This window comes from Nocardia arizonensis (assembly GCF_001310275.1).
Taxonomy (GTDB): domain Bacteria; phylum Actinomycetota; class Actinomycetes; order Mycobacteriales; family Mycobacteriaceae; genus Nocardia; species Nocardia arizonensis.
In genome coordinates, this window is record NZ_LGYZ01000057.1 from 183,793 (window position 1) to 200,484 (window position 16,692).

Sequence of the window (16,692 nt, forward strand, 5' to 3'; positions counted from 1 at the left end):
CGGTTACGCGGATCCGACTACCCGGAAGGGTATAGCATACTGAGAATTGGCGTTAACATATTGTGGCAAGCCGTCGGACGGACTCCGCTGGGCGGGGTGACGGCGCCGATGATGTCGCCGAGAGGGCCCGATCATGTCGCAGAACCGACCGTCAGCACCGGAGTTGCTCACGGCGCTGGCCGAACTGCTCGAACAGACACTGCTGCCGCAACTCCCCGAGGGCGCGCGGCATTCGGCGCGCGTCGGGGCGAATATCGCGCGCATCCTGCGGCGCGAATGGGAGGCGCTGCCGGTGACGGCGTACGGCGCGCGGACCGATCCCGACGACGACGGCGACCTCGATCCCGAGACCTGGCTCGCCCTCGCCGATCAGGTCCGCCGCGATCTCGCCGTGGCCAAACCCGGCTACGACGCGTGGGAGAACGAGTGATGTCCGCCGAATTCGCCGCCGGTATGTCGCGCTTCCTCACCGCGGAATGCGGCCGCGGGGTCGAGATCGGCGCGGTCACCCCGCTGTCGGCGGGCGCGCGACGGCGCAATATCGCCTTCGACGCCGATCTCGGTGACCGGACGCTGGCGCTGGTCGCCACGATCGTGCCCGCCGATGTCGAACTCGTCCCCATCGACGTGGAGGCGGAGATCCGTGAATTGGTGCGGCACAACGGTGTACCCACCCCGCGGGTGATCGCCTGCTGCACCGATCGCGAACCGCTCGGCGCGCCGTTCCTGGTGTCCGAGCGCGTCGAGGGCGAGACCGTGCCGCGCCGCGTGCTTCGCCTGATCGAGGCCGAGGGCATCGCCGAGCGGGTCGCCGACCAGGTGGCCGAGGCGATGGCGCACCTGCACGCCATCGACCCGGCGTCGGCTCCGCGACGCCTGCCGGGAGCACTCGACGGCGACCCGGCCCGGGCGCTGCTCGAGGAGGTCCGCGGCGGGGCCGAGACGCTGCTGTGGGACCGCCCGGTGGTGCGCCACGCGCTGCGCGCGCTCGAACGCGGCATTCCCGATCCGCCGCCGCGGCGCGCGATCGTGCACAGCGATCTGCGGGTCGGCAATATCGTCGTCGGCCCCGACGGCCTGCGGTCGGTGCTGGACTGGGAAGGCGCCCAGCGCCACGGTGACCCCATGCGCGATGTCGCCTGGCCCATGTTGCGGATGTGGCGATTCGGCGCGGACGCCCGCGAATTCGGCGGGCTGGTGGACCGTGCCCGGTTCGTTGCCGCCTACGAGCGCGCGGGCGGCGTTTTCGACCTCGACCGATTCCGCTGGTGGAAGACGGCGTCGACCCTTGCCTGGGGCGTACTGCTGGCCGGTCAGGCGGCCTCCTACAGCAAGGGCGACACTCGCGATATCGTCATGGCCGCGAGCGGCCGCCGGGTGTCGGAAATCGAATGGGATCTGCTCATGCAGATCCGACCGACCGTGTCATAGGAGTGTCCGTGGACTTCGAATTACCCGCCGATCTGGTCGCCTATCTCGGCGAGCTGGACGATTTCATCGAACGCGAGATCCGGCCCCTCGAACAGGCCGACGACAATATCCGGTTCTTCGACCACCGGCGTGAGGACGCGCGCACGGACTGGGAGCGCGGCGGCCTGCCGAATGCCGAATGGGAGGAACTGCTGGCCGAATCGCGGCGGCGCGCGGACGCGGCGGGCCATCTGCGTTATCCATTGCCCGCCGAATACGGCGGCCGGGACGGCACGAATCTCGGCATGGCGGTGATCCGGGAACATCTGGCGCGGCGCGGACTCGGCCTGCACTGCGATCTCCAGAACGAACACGCGATCGTCGGCAACAATGTCGGGCTGTTGCTGATGCTGGAATACGGCTCGCCTGCCCAGCGCGCGGAATGGCTCGAGGATCTGGCCGCGGGTCGGCGAATGTTCGCCTTCGGCATCACCGAACCCGCGCACGGGTCGGATGCCACGCATATGGAGACCGTCGCGGTCCGCGACGGCGACGACTGGGTCATCAACGGGGAGAAGACCTGGAATACCGGAATCCATGTCGCCGCGGCCGATCTCATCTTCGCCCGGACCGCAGGGAACCCCGGCGACAGCGCGGGCATCACCGCGTTCCTGGTCCCGACCGACGCGCCGGGATTCCGGGTCGAGGAATATCTGTGGACCTTCAACATGCCGACCGACCACGCCCGGATATCGCTCACCGACGTGCGCGTGCCCGACTCCGCGGTATTCGGAGAGGTCGGGCGCGGACTCGCCGTCGTCCAGCATTTCTTCAACGAGAACCGCATAAGGCAGGCGGCGTCCAGTCTCGGCGCCGCGCAGTTCTGTATCGATCAGGCCGTCGCCTACGCCAAGACGCGTAAACCGTTCGGGGTGCCGCTGTCTCGGAATCAGGCGATCCAGTTCCCATTGGTGGAATTGCACACCCAATGCGAGATGCTGCGGACCCTGATCCACAAGACCGCGTGGTCGATGGACCGCTACGGCACCTTCTCGGCCTCCGAACAGGTGTCGATGTGCAATTACTGGGCGAATCGGCTGTGCTGCGAGGCCGCCGATCGCGCCATGCAGGTCTTCGGCGGACTCGGCTATTCCCGGCACGTGCCCTTCGAACACATCTACCGTCACCACCGGCGCTACCGGATCACCGAGGGCGCCGAGGAGATCCAGATGCGCCGGGTCGCGGGATATCTGTTCGGATTCATGGATCGCGCCAACCCCAAGGGCGTGGGCTGATCGCCGAACCGGCCGATCGCGCCGTCCCCGGGGGAGCGGGGACGGCCTCGACAAGGGACTAGATCGAATCGCGGCGCACCTTGCGCGCCGCGAGCACCATCGGGATCTGGAACGGGAGCCGGGCCACCGCGGCGGCCTTGAGCGGCGCGGGCATCTGCTCGTTGCGCACCCAGTCGACGGCCATCTGGATATTGGCCGGGTAGACGGCGATGAACAGCCATTCCGCGAGTCTGCCGCCGAGACGGCGGGTCGACGGCCGCAGCAGTGCGGCGGCGACCACCAGTTCGGCCACACCGGAACCGTGCGTGTAGAGCCGCGGGCTGCCGGGCAGTTGGCGCGGGATCACCGAATCGAATGCCTTGGGGGCGACGAAGTGCATGACGCCGACGCCGATGAGCATCGCGGCGAGGCGTCGGGCGGTCTTCGCGGTGCCCGCCGCGCCGGGCGCCACGCTGTCGCTGTCTTTCTTCTGGCCCACGTCGGTGGCCTCCTCGTACTCCGATATCGGATAGAAAATGTGAACGCGGCCTAACTTAGTCGGCGGGTCGGCTCAGCGCGAGCGCGGTGACGCGAGCTCGACGACGTCGGGGCCGGGCGGGTCGGCGTACAGGGCGTCGATGAGTCCGGCGTAGCGGCGGGTGATGACGGTGCGGCGCAGCGACATCTTGGGGGTGAGTTCGGGATCGCCCGGCTCCCAGACGTGGTCGAGAATGGTGAAGCGTTTGATCTGTTCGGGGCGCGAGACCGTGGCATTGCCCGCGCGGACCGCCTCGGCGACGAGTTCGCGAATGCGGGGGCGGGCGGCCAGGAGCGCGACATCCGCGGCGACGACGCCATTGGCCTCGGCGTCGGCGGCGATGGCGGCGATGTCGAGGGTGATCAGGGCGGTGAGATAGGCGCGCGTGTCGCCGACGGCCATGACGTGGCCGATGAGGAACGAAGTCGCCTTGATCGCGTTCTCGATGGCGCCCGGGGCGATGTTCTTGCCCGAATCATTGATCAGCATCTCGGATTTGCGGCCGATGATGCGCAGGTTGCCGTCGCGATCGACGGTGCCGAGATCGCCGGTGTGCAGCCAATCGGAGTTGCCGAAGGCGGATTCGGTGCGGCGCGGGTCGTTGTGGTAACCGCGCATGACCATCGGTCCGCGCACCAGGATCTCCCCGTCGGCGGCGAGTTCGACCTCCGCGCCGCGAATCGGTTTGCCGACCGACCCGAGCGCCGGATTGGGGTTGGTTGTGGTCGTGCTGACCCCCGCCGCCTCCGACAGACCCCACACCTCCGTGAGCGGAATTCCGAGCCCGTGGAAGAACCGCAGCGTCCGCACCGGAATGGGGGCCGCGCCGGATGCGGCGAAACGCAGTTCGTCCAAACCGATTCGGCGACGGATGCGCGACAGCACCAGCAGATCGGCGACCCGGTGACGCAGGCGCAGCGCGGTAGCGGGCCGCTGCCCGGCCATCTCCGTGCCCGCGCGCTCGTCGGCCACGCGCAGCGCCCAGCGCCCGAGTCGGGCGGTGGCGCTCGGCGGCGCGGACTCCACGGCGGTCGCGATGGCGGCGTGTGTCTTCTGCCAGACGCGCGGGACGCCGAAGACCACCGTGGGATGGACTCGCACGAGCGCGTCGGCCATGCGGTGCGGGTCGGCCAACGAGATGACCTGGATACCGCGCACGAGGTTGGCGTAGTGGGCGGTGATGCGATCGGCGATGTGGGCCGCGGGCAGGTAGGAGACGATGCGGTCGGTGTGGTCGGCGGGCAGGTGGTCGCCGAGTCCGACCAGCTGGGCCAGGATGTTGGAGTGGGTGAGTTCGACGCCCTTCGGCGCTCCGGTGGTGCCGGAGGTGTAAGTGAGGGTCGCCAGGTCGTCGGGGCGGACCCGGTGATGGACGGTGTGGAAGTCGAAGCCGCGCGTTCGCAGCTTCATGAGGTGGTCGAGGGACAGCGTGCCGGGCGCGGGACCGTCCACGCACACGATGTGGGCGAACTGCAAACCGGTGCGCCGGATCAGCGGCAGGAACTGCCTCTCGGTGACGATGACGCGATTGGCGGCATTGGTGCAGATGTAGGCGACCTGTTCCGGGGGAAGGGTGTTGTAGATCGAGAACGGCACGGTCCCCAGATGCAGTGCCGCGGTGTCGACGAGGTGGAACTCGGGTCGGTTGGTGAGCAGCAGACCGACGGTGTCACCGGGATGCAGGGCGAGCGTGGCGAGTCCCGCGGCGATGCGCTCGACCGCGGTCGCGTACTGCCGCCAGGTGTAGGTGCGGTCGGTGTCGAAGCCGCGTAGCGCGATGGCGTCGGGGTGGCGGGCCGCGGTGGCCTGGAACGCCTCCGGCAGAGTGCGGACGAGGACGCCGGAGCTGTGCCGGAAGGAAACGAAGGGGTCGCGACGCTGCGTCATGGAACACTCCCGATTCATTCATTCGCGAATGAACGGTAACCCGGCCGAGGCTCGCCGAAGGCGGGTTCGGTGACAGCTTGTGTCGATGCCCGGGTTCGACGCCGATCCTCCGTGCGAGACAACGAAATTCCCATCTCTAGACGATGAGCCGTGACCGGCGTCGCGATACCGCTCCGCGGCGCCCTCCGAACCATTGACCCAATGTAACAATATCGGTATCTTCGGTTCATGACATGGGATGCAACAATTCCGCTCCGTCATCCGAGCTCCCCGCGCGGTGTCCCGGGACTGCGCCCGTTCGCGCTGCTCCTTGGTCTGCGTAAACCCCGTGCGGAACAGTGGGACGCGCTGGGCGAGGCGCTCGTCGTCGGGGACGCGCCCATGGACGAACTGGTGGACTGGATGTACCGCGAAGGGATGGCGCAGACCCGACCGCTGTTCGATCGCGCCCTGCGCGAGGGCATCGACGCCGTACCGGAGGCGCCGCGGCCGCTGCGCGATTTCTTCGTGCGCATCGAGACTCCGCCTCCCTGGCTGGACCCGGACAAGATCGCGCGCGCCGAACGCGTCTTCCAGCTCGGCGGCGCCGACGGCCTCTACATCGCCCGCGACGTCTCCTTTCTAGGCGGCTATCTGGCCTCGGGCTTCAACAAGACGCTGATCCGCACCGGCGCACTGGAGAAGGGGCCGGCCAAACGCTTCGCCGAAACCTTGCAGTGGGCACTGGACGTCACCTCCGACGGCGGAATGGCCCTGCGCGGGCGCGGTTTCCAGTCCACGGTACACGTGCGGTTCATCCACGCCCTCGTCCGGCGGCACGTCGCGGCGATGCCGGACTGGCGGCCGCAGGAGTGGGGACTGCCGATCAATCAGACCGATATGGCCGCGACACTGGTCGGCGCGCTCATCGCGCCCTTCGCGGGCGGTCTGGCCATCGGCCTGGTCGCGACCCCGCGGGATCTTGACGCCGCCGCCCATCTCACCCGCTACGTGGGATGGCTGATCGGGGTGGAGGAACGGTATCTGCCCGTCGGCTTCCGCGACGCGGTTCGCGTTCTGTACCACAGCCTTTCGGCCATCACGAACCCGGACGAGACCACCCCGCAGTTGGCCGTTCCCATGGCCGACGACCCGCTGAGCTGGCACTACCCGAATATGGCGCGCCTGCGCGGCCGGATCGCCCGCGCCAAGCACCTGTCCATGTCGGCCGCCTTCCTCGGGCCGTCGGCCATGCGCAGGCTCGGCCTGCCCGCGTTCACGCTGCCCTGGTACCCCCTGCTGCGCATTCCGTTCAACCTGGCCGCCTGCGTGCTCGCCCGCGCCCTGCCGGGCGGACTCGATCGCGCGGCGGCCCGCGGCCGCCGTGCGCAGGAAGCCTTCCTGCGCACGCTCGTCGGCGCCGATTCCGCCCGGATCGGAGGGGCCGCACAGCACATCGGCGACGCCGCCTGATCAGCGGCGGCCGAAATACCTGCCTCGAAACACCGTCGCGGTCCGATCGCCGCGGCGGCGTCGTCGCGCGCCATCGCGGCGGCGCGCCGAGCCGGTCGAACTCGCACCGGGCGGCGCATCAACGCCCCGCGTCGAGGACGAGCCGGGGCACCCGAGAAGGAGACACCCGGATGACCCATTTCAAAGCCGACCTCCGCGATATGGAGTTCAACCTCTTCGAGGTGCTGGATATCGGCGCGCTGCTCGACGAAGGCCACTACGGTGACCTCGACACCGCGACCGCGCGCGGCATACTCGCCGAGGTACTGAAGCTCGCGCAGGGGCCGGTCGCGGACTCCTTCGTACACGCCGACCGCCATCCGGCGGAATTCGACGCCGCCGAACACCGGGTTCGGGTGCCGGAGCCGCTGAGCCGGACTGTGGCGGCGATCAACGAGGCGGGCTGGTCGGCACTCGGCCTACCGGAGGGCATGGGCGGCGTCCCCGCGCCGGCGCCGTTGCGCTGGTGCGTCCAGGAACTGCTGATCTCGGCGAATCCGACCGCGCACTTCTACAATCTCGGACCGCTCATGCATTCGGTGCTCTACCTGGAGGGCACCGTGGAACAGCGGCGCTGGGCCGCGCACGCGTGGGCGCGGCGCTGGGCGGGCACCATGGTGCTCACCGAACCCGACGCGGGTTCGGATGTGGGCATGGCGCGCACCAAGGCCATTCCCGAGCCCGACGGCACCTGGCGCATCGAGGGCGTGAAACGGTTCATCTCCGGCGGCGACGTGGGGGAGACCGCCGAGAACATCCTGCACCTGACCCTGGCGCGTCCGATTGGCGCGGGCGCGGGCACCAAGGGCCTGTCGCTGTTCGTGGTTCCCAAGTTCCGGTTCGACACCGCGACAATGGAGTTGGGCGAGCGCAACGGCGTATTCGTCACCGGCGTCGAGCACAAGATGGGACTGAAATCCTCCCCGACCTGTGAACTCACCTTCGGGGGCGAGCGTCCGGCGATCGGCCATCTGGTCGGCGAGACGCACAACGGCATCGCGCAGATGTTCAAGGCCATCGAGAATGCCAGGATGGGAGTCGGTGCGATGTCGACCGGCACCCTGTCCAGCGGATATCTGCACGCCCTCGAGTACGCGCGCACCCGGGTACAGGGCGCGGACATGACCCGCATGATGGACAAGTCGGCGCCGCGAGTCGCGATCATCCGCCATCCCGACGTGCGCCGCGGTCTGGCCATGCAGAAGGCATACGCCGAGGGCCTGCGCGCACTGTACTGCTACTGCGCCGCCTACCAGGACGAGGCGTTGGCGCACCGGGCCTTCGGCGTGGACGCCGATACGGCCGCCCGCGTGAACGATCTGCTGCTACCGATCGTCAAGGGCGTCGGCTCCGAACGCGCCTACGAGATCATCACCGAATCCCTCCAGACCTTCGGCGGTTCCGGATATCTCCAGGACTATCCCATCGAACAGTACGTGCGGGACCTGAAGATCGACTCCCTCTACGAGGGCACCACCGCCATCCAGTCCCAGGATTTCCTGTTCCGCAAGATCGTTCGCGATCAAGGGGTCGCCTTCAACCATGTCATCGGCCGGGTGCGCGCCTTCGTCGACGACGCCGATTCCCGGCTGAAAGCCGAACGGCGCCAACTCGGTTCGGCGTTGGCCGACGTGCAGGCCATGATGGCGGCGTTGAGCGGCTATCTCGTCGCGGCGCAGACCGAACCGGAACAGATGTACAAGGTCGGACTCGCGGGCGTGCGTTTCCTGCACGCGGTCGGTGATCTGGTCATCGGCTGGCGGCTGTTGGCGCAGGCCGCGATCGCGCTGGCCGCCCTCGACGGCGACCCGTCGGAATCGGACCGGCATTTCTACACCGGCAAGGTCGCCGTCGCATCCTGGTTCGCGCACAATCAATTACCGCTGCTGACCGGCGTTCGCACGGTGCTCGAAAATATCGATATCGACATCATGCGACTCGACGACAATGCCTGGTGACAATTGCTAGGGTAATTCGAGCCCTGCGGAAACCGCGCCGTACGCGGTGCACTCGACAACGAGGCGATTCATGCGAATTAAATTCGATCCCAGAATCGGTAAGCGTAGGGCGAATCCGCACGGCGCCATGCCGTTGGTGGAACATCTCCGCGAATTGCGTACCCGGCTCTTGAAATCATTGGCGGCGATCGCGGTGACCACGGTCGTCGGATTCGTCTGGTACGCGCATTCGGCATTCGGGCTGCCGACTCTCGGTGACCTGCTCACCCGGCCGTATTGCGCGTTGCCGAGCAGCGCGCGCGCCGCACTGACCCCCGACGGCGCGTGCAGGCTGCTCGCCACCGCGCCGTTCGAACAATTCATGCTGCGGGTGAAGGTCGGCTTCACCGCCGCGGTGGTACTGGCCGCGCCGATCTGGCTGTATCAGCTGTGGGCCTTCATCACCCCGGGCCTCTACCGCAAGGAACGCCGGTATTCGGTCGGTTTCGTCGGTGTTGGCAGCGTGCTGTTCGTGACCGGCGCGGCGCTGGCCTATCTCGTGGTCGCGCACGCGCTCGGATTCCTGCTGACGATCGGCGACAACGCGCAGATCACCGCGCTGAGCGGCGCGCAGTATTTCGGATTCGTCGTGCAGTTGCTGGTCATCTTCGGCGTCAGCTTCGAAACCCCGCTGCTGGTCGCGGGTCTGAACGCGGCGGGGGTGCTCAGCTACGAACGGCTCAAGGCGTGGCGGCGCGGCATCGTATTCGGACTCTTCGTCTTCGCGGCCGTCGTCACGCCGCAGGACCCGTTCTCCATGTTGGCCCTGGCGTTGGCTTTGACGGTGTTGTTCGAATTGGCGGTGCAGTACGCGCGATTCAACGACGGGCGCAGGCTACGGCAGGCGCGTGATGCCCTGCGGGCGTTGCCCGACAACATGGCGGGCCCGATCGAGGCGCCCGCCCCGATCGATCCGACCGCGGCAGCGGTGGAGTCGACCGCGCGCACCGGACGTCACCGCGCCACTCGACGGTGACGGCGCCGAAGACGAGACCGCCCGCGCCCCTGGGGGCGCGGGCGGTCTCGGTGTCACGCGCGGTCGCGCCGTTCGGGTTCAGGTCGCGTCGAGGTCGATCGGCGGCAGCGCCGTCGGCGCCTTGTCCAGCGACACCGCATCGGAGGTCACGGGTTCCGGCGTGGTCGGCCGCGCGAGTCCGTAGTTGAAGACGTCGATCGGCTCGGGGATCGCCAGTTCGGTCACCATGTCGATGGCATCCTGGATCGAGGTGTCGCCGTCGAGGAGATGGTCGGTTATGACCGACTGGGGAGTCATATTCCGCAGTTTCTGCAATTCCGCCAGGGGTTTGCGGAATTCCTCTACTTCCGGTCCCAATTCCTCCCGCAGTTGCGCGGTTGCCCCGCTGAGATAATCGCGGGCCTGCCGCACCGCGTCAGTGGTCCACCGTACCGCGGAAGGTAGTCGCTCCGGTCCGAGAATGATCAATGCCGCGACGAGCAGAATCAGCAGCTCGCTCCAGCCAACGCCGTCCAACATTTTCTCAGGCTAACGCCGGATTCGACGGCGGTATCGGGCGTGCGCGCAACACTGGACATTGCACAACGCGTCACCGATTCAGTGCGGCCTCCAGCACCGGCCAGGACTTGTGCAGGTCCTCGCGCCAGTACCCCCACGAATGCGTTCCGGTCGGACGCATGTCGACTACGGCCGGAATATTCAACTGCTGCAACCGGTCACGCAACTGCGCCGTGCAGGCGGAGATCACCCACTCCATCGGCGAGCCGATCAGCAGTTGCCAGGTCAGCTGGGCGGAATCGGCCGACACCGCTTGGAGGGTGTCCAGATGGCCGGGTATTCCGGTGCCGGTGGAGATGTAGATGGTGGTGCCGCGGAGTTTGTCGGCGTTGAGGTAGGGGTCGTTGTCGGTCCAGGCGGGGTCGGTGGGTGGTCCCCACATGTTGGTGGCGTTGCCGTTCCAGCGGGCGACGACGGCGGTGACCATGGCGTGTCCGAGGGGGTCGCTGGTGCGGACGCATCCTGAGTAGGAGCCGATGGCTTTGTAGAGGCCGGGTGCGGTGATGGCGAGTTGGAATACGGAGGTGGCGGCCATGGAGATGCCCGCGATGGCGTTGACGGTGGTGGTGTGCAGGGCGGTGTCGATGATGGGGGGTAGTTCGCGGGTGAGGAAGGTGGTCCAGGCGGGGTGTCCGAGGGTGGGGTCGGGGTTGTGCCAGTCGGTGAAGTAGGAGCCTGCTCCGCCGAGGGGGATGACGATGTTGACGTGTTTGTCGGCGAAGAAGGTGGTGATGTCGGTTTGTTCGAACCAGCTGGATCCGGCGTCGCCGCCGCTGGCTCCGTTGAGTAGGTAGAGGGTGGGTGCGGGTCGGGTGGTGTCGTGTGCGGGCAGGATTTTGACGGTGATGGTGGTGTTCATGGCGGTGGAGAACACACCGACATCGAGGAAACCCCTCCCGTCGGCCGAGACGTCCTCCAGATAGGAGCCGTCCGGCGCGGCGGCGGGCGGCAGGGTCACCGAGGTCTGCGCCGAAGCGGGGGCGGACGCGGCGGCGACCATGATCGACAGCGCGACCAGCAGCAGGCGCGCCCGGTGGGAAGTGCGGATCATCGGATGCATCCTTCGGACAGGGGGCCGGAACGGACAGCAGTGTGTTCATGGGCGGACGGTCGGCGAACGACAAATTCGTCGACCACGGTGCCGACCAGACCGGCGATGGATTCGATCACGGCGGCCACGGTGTCCTGCTCGTCGAGCGCGGGCAGGACGACCGAGACGCCGCGTTGATCCTTCAGCTCGACCAGTTCACGGTTCTCGATGGCCACGTCGGTCCTTTCGTCTTCGCCCGCGCGGGTCCGGCCGCGGGTCTCGATGAGCTCAGCCGTTGTCGAGTTCATACCGGGTCAGTTCGGGCCAGACCGCTTGCCACGGCTGCGACGGGCGCTCGCAGCGCCAGACCACGACATGGCGGTCGATCCCCGGGAAGCCGAGCGGATCATCCAGCGTCACAACCGGTTCCACCAGGCCGAAGACGCCGCGCAGGGTGGATTCGCGGCTCGCGGGCGCGACGTAGATGACCACGCCGTCGGAATCGGGTGGCGGACCGAATTCGGCGAAACCGCGATTGGGGCTGTACACGGCGGGCCAGTCGGGTCGCCGCATCTGCTCCAGGGCGCCTGCCTGCCAGTAGCTGTCGGTGACGAGCACCGCGCCGCGGCGGTCGGATTCGTCGAGTCCGCGGTAGGCCGTGTCGACCGCGTCGATCAGTCGCGGCCATCCGGCGGTGCCGTAGGTGCGCAGCCGACCGTAGAGGGCGTGTGCGTCACCGCTCGGCGTGTGCAGCGACGACAGCGGTCGCGGCAAGGCCAGTACGGTGCCGATCGCGATGGCCGCGCCCGCAACGGCCACGGCGGCGGCGAGGGCGCTCCACACCCGAGAGCGGACGGCCGCGACAGCGGCCACCGCGCCCGCGGCGAAGATCGCCGGGAAGAATCCGGCGACGAAATACGGGCGGGTGCTGGTACCGAAGACGAACGCCAGTTGCACGACCAGCGCGATCACCAGCCATCGGTGATCGCGGAATACCCTGTCGCGCACTATCGCCGAGCAACCCCACACGCCGAGCACGGTGCCGAGCAGTCCGGCCAGGATGGGCATCTGCATCGCCGGCCCGAGACCGCCGCCGGTCGCGGCGCGTTGTTCGTCGCGGATCACCGCGCCCATCGCCAACTGCGGCCATCCGTGTCCGGCCTGCCACAGCAGCGCGGGCAGCGCCGTCGCCGACGCCGCCACCGTCCACCACCACAGTGCGGGGGCGCGCAGCAGAATCCGCGGTCCCACCGCCGCGATCCCGACGAATATCCCGAACACGAGCACCGGAGCCGACCACTTCACCTGGAGGTCGAGCATCAGCACCACAGCCGTCGCGGCGAGCAGGTGGTCCCGCCGGGTCCGCGTCCAGCGCACAAGCAACCACAGCACGGTCGCCGCGAGGGTGGCGTCGAAAGCGAAGGTGGACAGCGACGCGGTCTGTGAGACGAAGAACGGACACGTCGCGTAGGCGAGCGCGGCCAGTACCTGCGCCCTCTTCCCGCCGCCGAACTCACGCGCGATCGCCGCCGTGACGACGATGGCGGCGACACCGGCCAACACCGCCGGAAAGCGCAGCACCAGTAGGGAATTCGGGGCGATCGAATCGGCCAGCCGCGCCAGCAGCGGAACGAACGGTCCCTGATCGAGATAGGTCAGCGCGGGTCGCCTGCCCGCGGCGAGAAAATAGAGTTCGTCACCGAAGAAGGGATATCGCGGCGCTCGCACCAGGACGAACAGTCCGGCCACGGTGGCGATCAACGCGATGAGACCGGACGCGGGCGATCCGGGGCGTTCGGCGCCGCCGTCGGCATCACCGGCGAGGTCCGACGGGAGACCGCCCGCGCGGTCCGAGACGGTGCCCTCCCTCGGCGACGGCGCGTCCTGCTCGCCGGCTGAACGATGCGTGGTCGGCGGCGACTGTCGGGTCGTCATCCTCGCTCCTGCGGTAGGGCCAGGGTCACCGCGGCCGACACGGTGGCCAGGGCCGCGATGATCCACAACACGGTGGTGAAAGCAGCGGTATAGGTGTGGGCGGCGGCGACGCGGGCCGCGCTGTCGACCGCCGCACCCAGAGTGGGATCGGCTGTCGCGCACGTCGTTTCGTTCAGAATGTGCGCCGGCGCGGCCAGGGCCGTGCGGGCGCAATGCGCGAAATCGCCGACGGACGAGGCCACACCGGCAGCGGCGGAGACGCGCTGGGTCAGCCGGGCCGAGGCGTCCGCGACGCCGTCGGGCGCCCGCGCGGAGACCGCGGTGAACAGGACCGCGCCGAACGCGGCGGGGCCGATCGCACTGCCGATCTGCTGAATGGTCGGCACCGTGCCCGAGGCGGCGCCCGAGGCCGCGGGATCGATGTCGGCGATCATCACCGAGGGCAGCGGCGCCGCGAACCAGCCCATGCCGAGACCGGCGAGCGCCACCGGCACGGCCAGCGCGGCGAGATCGAGTCGCCCCGAGGCCGGGTCGAGCAGGAGCGCGATCACGGCGATCGACACGGCGAACAGCGCCATCCCCGCGGTGAGGGTGCGGTATCCGAACCGCGACATCAGCATCGGCGATGTCACCGCGCCCACGGCGGCGGCCAGGGCATACGGCGCGATCATCGCGCCGGTGCGCGCGGCCGACAGGCCGAGTCCGGTCTGGAGGAATACCGAGATGACCAGCGGCAAGCCCGCGAGCATGGCGGAGAACAGCAGCATGAGGACCGCGCCGACGGCGAAACCGCGGTCGGCGAACAAATCCAGCCGCAACAGCGGGACACCGCCCGCCGCCCGCACCCGCCGTTGATATCCGACGAAGACCACGGCCAGCGCGGTCGCGGTCGCGATCATCGCCGACGACGCGAGCGTCCACCCGCTTTCCGTACCGCGGGTCACCGGATACAGCACGCCGAGCAGGATCAGTGTCGACAGCGCGGCCCCGAGCCGATCGAGTCGCGGGCTCGCGGCGGGCGCGTCGGCGGGCAGGCTCCGCCCCATGCAGGTCAACGCCACCAACCCCAGCGGAATATTGACCAAGAACACGGCCCGCCAGCCCAGATCCAGTGGATCGGCCGCGACCAGCACCCCGCCGAGCAGCGGGCCCGCGATGGCCGCGAGTCCGGCGGTCGCGCCGTAGAGTCCGAACACCAGGGGTTGACGCGATCGGTCGAAGGTCGCGGCGATGACGGCGAGGGTCTGGGCCGAGACGAACGCGGCGCACAGCCCCTGCGCCCCGCGCGCGGCGACCATCTCCCACGGCCCGTTCGCCACGGCCGAGCAGAGCGACGCCGCCTGCAACGCGGCCATACCCGTCAGGTAGACCCGCCGCCGCCCGACCGTGTCGCCGACACGAGCGGCGGGCAACAGCCCGCACGCGAAGGCCATGCTGTAGGCGGCGGCGATGAGCAGCTGATTCGAATCCCGCGCGCCCAGATCCGCGGTCATGACGGGCAACGCGGTATTGACCATCGTCATATCGAGCATCTGCATGAAGACCGCGACGAGACAGCCCGCCAGGACACCGGCGGCCGAGCGAGCGGAGATCGGCGGGTCCGCCGCGAGCGCGGGCGAACCCGGTTCACTCACGACAACGCCTCCACGACGGCGATGAAATCGCCTGTCTCGGTGATGGCGTCGAACACCGAGGTCAGCGTCGCGACATAGCGTCGCACCGACTCGTTGGCCTCGGCGGTGTCGGGGAAGAACAGCGTCGCCGTGGTTGCCTCGGGAAACCTGTTGACCCACATGTAGACCTCGCTGGAACTGACGCGATTGGCGTAGAGCCCGCCATTGACCGCGCCGAACTGCGACACACCGGCGATCTTGCGCGCGTCCAGATACGACACCATCGGCGCCGACCAACCCGGTCTGGTCCTGATCCGCATGTGCGGCGGCACCAGTTGCAGCACCCGATGCACCGACACGTCGCTCAATTCCTTGGCGCTGTCAACTGCTTCCTGCGCCCCCGCCACCAGCGCGGTGAAGGAGCCGCCCGCGCCCGCGGCGATATCGAAGGCCACCGGAACCAGGCTCGTGTACCAGCCGACCGATGCCGCCTCCCCCGCGGTGCCTCGGGTACTGGCCGGTGTCAGCCCGAAATACCAGTCGCGGCCGGTGATCAGGGATTCGGTGAGGGCGATGGTGGCGAATATCCCGCCGAGGAATCGCCCGCCGTGTTCGGCGCAGATCCGTTCGAAGCGCAGCGCTTCGGGTTCGGTCAGCAGGGGGATGGTCAACTGTCCGCCGCGACCGAAACCCTGTCCGGTGAGGCCGAGCGGCAGCGGGAACGACGGCAGATCGCCACCGTTGCGCACCAGGAGGTCCAGCCACCGGCGCACCTGCGGGGTGTGCGAGGTCAGCGCCGCGCTGCGGGCGCGCTCGCGCTCGCAGTATCCGATATGTCCGTCGACCGGGACCAGCACCGGTTCGTTGCCCGCGGCGTGGCCGGAATAGAGCGCGAACAGGTCGAGGAAGGTGACCGCCTGGGCGACGCCGTCGGTGTGCAGATGGTCGACGACCGCGTAGACGGTGAAACTTCCCGGGCGCGTGATGATTCCGAAGGAGAAGCAATCCCATTCCAGCGGGCCCGGCGTCGTCGCCTGGATGTGCTCGCGCATGGATTCGGCATCGCCGAAGGCGCCGTGGTCCGCGGGCGCGAACTCGATGAGTGCGGGGTCGAAGGTGTGCCGCACCACCTGTTCGTCGGCGCCGACCGCGAACCAACTCGAGAAGGTGTCGTGCCTGCGCAGGAACGTGTTCACGGCGCCGGTCATGGCCGCGTGATCGGGCGCGCCGGGCAGGTCGAAGGCCATCATGCACAGTCGCGATCCGCGACCGTTCCTGCCCGCGTTGCGGAAGGCCGCGCGCAGGTATTCCTCCTGCTGATGCGACGGCGGCACCGGATGCGCCGCGGCCGGCGCCGCCGCCGCCCGGCATCGCGACGTGGCAGACCACGCGATGAGCCTGCCCGCCTCGGGATGCCACTCGTCGAAAAAGCCGAAACCGATCACGGAATGCCCTCAATTCATGCGGCAGGGAAATATCCTGCACAACAGTCGGCGCTCCGGGAGGTAGTACCGCCCGGTATCACGATGACGAGTTAACGTGACCGGAGCAGGGGGAACCAGTACTCCCGAGAATCTTGTGACCGCCCCCAGAGCGGTGCTGCGCGGGCACTGGTCAACAGCCCAACGTGTATAGGAATACGTTGTCCCCCTTGCTATCACCCCATAGTTTGAGCGCACGGCAAGCGAATGGGCGACAAGGGGTGTCGGAGATGGTATTCCTCGCGGTTGGACGCGACCGGGGTAGCAGAAGGATTTCGGCCGTGGTGTGCGCTATGGTCGCGATCCTGTTCCATTCCGCGGGCGATGTCGCGGCCCTACCGCCCGTGCCGAAAACCCCGGGAGCGAGCGATGTTCAGCTCGCGGGCAATATCGCGGCGAAATCGCCGGACGGCTCCTACATCGCCGAAATCGCCAAGGGCTCCAAGGGCGAACTCGATGTCGGTGTGTTCTCCACCGCCATGAACACCACCATCACCGTCAA

Annotated in this window: 15 protein-coding genes; 7 read left to right on the forward strand and 8 right to left on the reverse strand. The window is 68.3% G+C overall.

Annotation, left to right across the window (positions count from 1 at the left end):
• The first annotated feature begins 133 nt into the window (after positions 1-133).
• Genes APZ21_RS11110 through APZ21_RS11120 form a run of 3 tightly spaced genes read left to right on the forward strand, consistent with a single transcriptional unit; the run spans position 134 to position 2,705 of the window.
• Positions 134-430: a hypothetical protein gene (locus APZ21_RS11110; RefSeq protein ID WP_054813165.1), complete on the forward strand. Its 297-nt coding sequence runs from the start codon at positions 134-136 to the stop codon at positions 428-430.
• Entirely contained in the window at positions 430-1,431 is a 1,002-nt protein-coding gene (locus APZ21_RS11115) for a phosphotransferase family protein (RefSeq protein WP_054813166.1), read from the forward strand. The genes APZ21_RS11110 and APZ21_RS11115 overlap by 1 nt, the downstream gene beginning before the upstream one ends.
• 8 nt (positions 1,432-1,439) lie before the next feature.
• Positions 1,440-2,705, forward strand: coding sequence for an acyl-CoA dehydrogenase family protein (locus APZ21_RS11120; protein WP_054813212.1), 1,266 nt, complete (start codon positions 1,440-1,442; stop codon positions 2,703-2,705).
• A 58-nt stretch (positions 2,706-2,763) separates the two neighbouring features.
• Here the strand turns inward: APZ21_RS11120 and APZ21_RS11125 are convergent, their stop codons facing one another.
• Both APZ21_RS11125 and APZ21_RS11130 read right to left on the reverse strand, forming a co-directional pair.
• Positions 2,764-3,105: a DoxX family protein gene (locus APZ21_RS11125; RefSeq protein WP_054813213.1), complete on the reverse strand. Its 342-nt coding sequence runs from the start codon at positions 3,103-3,105 to the stop codon at positions 2,764-2,766.
• 150 nt (positions 3,106-3,255) lie between these two features.
• Complete coding sequence (locus tag APZ21_RS11130; protein ID WP_054813167.1) at positions 3,256-5,109, reverse strand: AMP-dependent synthetase/ligase; 1,854 nt, start codon at positions 5,107-5,109, stop codon at positions 3,256-3,258.
• A gap of 228 nt (positions 5,110-5,337) precedes the next feature.
• Between APZ21_RS11130 and APZ21_RS11135 the strand changes: the two genes are divergently transcribed.
• The 3 genes from APZ21_RS11135 (at position 5,338) to tatC (ending at position 9,573) form a co-directional block, all read left to right on the forward strand.
• A complete protein-coding gene (locus APZ21_RS11135) occupies positions 5,338-6,561 on the forward strand; it encodes an oxygenase MpaB family protein (RefSeq protein WP_054813168.1) in 1,224 nt (407 codons plus the stop codon).
• 170 nt (positions 6,562-6,731) lie between these two features.
• The gene (locus APZ21_RS11140) at positions 6,732-8,558 is read left to right on the forward strand and encodes an acyl-CoA dehydrogenase (protein WP_054813169.1); all 1,827 of its coding nucleotides are present in this window, start codon (positions 6,732-6,734) and stop codon (positions 8,556-8,558) included.
• Between the two features lie 70 nt (positions 8,559-8,628).
• Complete coding sequence (gene tatC / locus APZ21_RS11145) at positions 8,629-9,573, forward strand: twin-arginine translocase subunit TatC (RefSeq protein ID WP_054813170.1); 945 nt, start codon at positions 8,629-8,631, stop codon at positions 9,571-9,573.
• 78 nt (positions 9,574-9,651) lie between these two features.
• Here the strand turns inward: tatC and tatB are convergent, their stop codons facing one another.
• The 6 genes from tatB to APZ21_RS11175 all read right to left on the reverse strand — a co-directional run bounded on the left by tatB (position 9,652) and on the right by APZ21_RS11175 (position 16,154).
• On the reverse strand, positions 9,652-10,092 hold the full coding sequence (gene tatB, locus APZ21_RS36300; RefSeq protein WP_054813171.1) for a Sec-independent protein translocase protein TatB: 441 nt from the start codon (positions 10,090-10,092) through the stop codon (positions 9,652-9,654).
• A gap of 70 nt (positions 10,093-10,162) precedes the next feature.
• On the reverse strand, positions 10,163-11,182 hold the full coding sequence (locus tag APZ21_RS11155) for an alpha/beta hydrolase (protein ID WP_054813214.1): 1,020 nt from the start codon (positions 11,180-11,182) through the stop codon (positions 10,163-10,165).
• On the reverse strand, positions 11,179-11,469 hold the full coding sequence (locus tag APZ21_RS11160; protein ID WP_054813172.1) for a hypothetical protein: 291 nt from the start codon (positions 11,467-11,469) through the stop codon (positions 11,179-11,181). The genes APZ21_RS11155 and APZ21_RS11160 overlap by 4 nt, the downstream gene beginning before the upstream one ends.
• Positions 11,450-13,096: an ArnT family glycosyltransferase gene (locus tag APZ21_RS11165; protein ID WP_054813173.1), complete on the reverse strand. Its 1,647-nt coding sequence runs from the start codon at positions 13,094-13,096 to the stop codon at positions 11,450-11,452. Before APZ21_RS11165 ends, APZ21_RS11160 begins: the two co-directional genes overlap by 20 nt.
• The gene (locus tag APZ21_RS11170) at positions 13,093-14,730 is read right to left on the reverse strand and encodes an MFS transporter (RefSeq protein ID WP_054813174.1); all 1,638 of its coding nucleotides are present in this window, start codon (positions 14,728-14,730) and stop codon (positions 13,093-13,095) included. The genes APZ21_RS11165 and APZ21_RS11170 overlap by 4 nt, the downstream gene beginning before the upstream one ends.
• Entirely contained in the window at positions 14,727-16,154 is a 1,428-nt protein-coding gene (locus APZ21_RS11175) for a condensation domain-containing protein (RefSeq protein ID WP_054813175.1), read from the reverse strand. Before APZ21_RS11175 ends, APZ21_RS11170 begins: the two co-directional genes overlap by 4 nt.
• A 317-nt stretch (positions 16,155-16,471) precedes the next feature.
• On the opposite strand from APZ21_RS11175, the gene APZ21_RS11180 reads away from it, so the two are divergent.
• On the forward strand, positions 16,472-16,692 hold a 221-nt coding region (locus tag APZ21_RS11180), incomplete at its 3' end, for a hypothetical protein (RefSeq protein ID WP_156370965.1).

What these genes read in the sequence shown, in the direction of transcription:
- APZ21_RS11110 (WP_054813165.1), top strand. Translation starts at nt 134, where the DNA reads ATGTCGCAGAACCGACCGTCAGCACCGGAGTTGCTCACGGCGCTGGCC.
- APZ21_RS11115 (WP_054813166.1), top strand. Translation starts at nt 430, where the DNA reads ATGTCCGCCGAATTCGCCGCCGGTATGTCGCGCTTCCTCACCGCGGAA.
- APZ21_RS11125 (WP_054813213.1), bottom strand. Translation starts at nt 3,105, where the DNA reads ATGCTCATCGGCGTCGGCGTCATGCACTTCGTCGCCCCCAAGGCATTC.
- APZ21_RS11130 (WP_054813167.1), bottom strand. Translation starts at nt 5,109, where the DNA reads ATGACGCAGCGTCGCGACCCCTTCGTTTCCTTCCGGCACAGCTCCGGC.
- APZ21_RS11135 (WP_054813168.1), top strand. Translation starts at nt 5,338, where the DNA reads ATGACATGGGATGCAACAATTCCGCTCCGTCATCCGAGCTCCCCGCGC.
- APZ21_RS11140 (WP_054813169.1), top strand. Translation starts at nt 6,732, where the DNA reads ATGACCCATTTCAAAGCCGACCTCCGCGATATGGAGTTCAACCTCTTC.
- tatC (WP_054813170.1), top strand. Translation starts at nt 8,629, where the DNA reads ATGCGAATTAAATTCGATCCCAGAATCGGTAAGCGTAGGGCGAATCCG.
- tatB (WP_054813171.1), bottom strand. Translation starts at nt 10,092, where the DNA reads ATGTTGGACGGCGTTGGCTGGAGCGAGCTGCTGATTCTGCTCGTCGCG.
- APZ21_RS11155 (WP_054813214.1), bottom strand. Translation starts at nt 11,182, where the DNA reads ATGATCCGCACTTCCCACCGGGCGCGCCTGCTGCTGGTCGCGCTGTCG.
- APZ21_RS11160 (WP_054813172.1), bottom strand. Translation starts at nt 11,469, where the DNA reads ATGAACTCGACAACGGCTGAGCTCATCGAGACCCGCGGCCGGACCCGC.
- APZ21_RS11165 (WP_054813173.1), bottom strand. Translation starts at nt 13,096, where the DNA reads ATGACGACCCGACAGTCGCCGCCGACCACGCATCGTTCAGCCGGCGAG.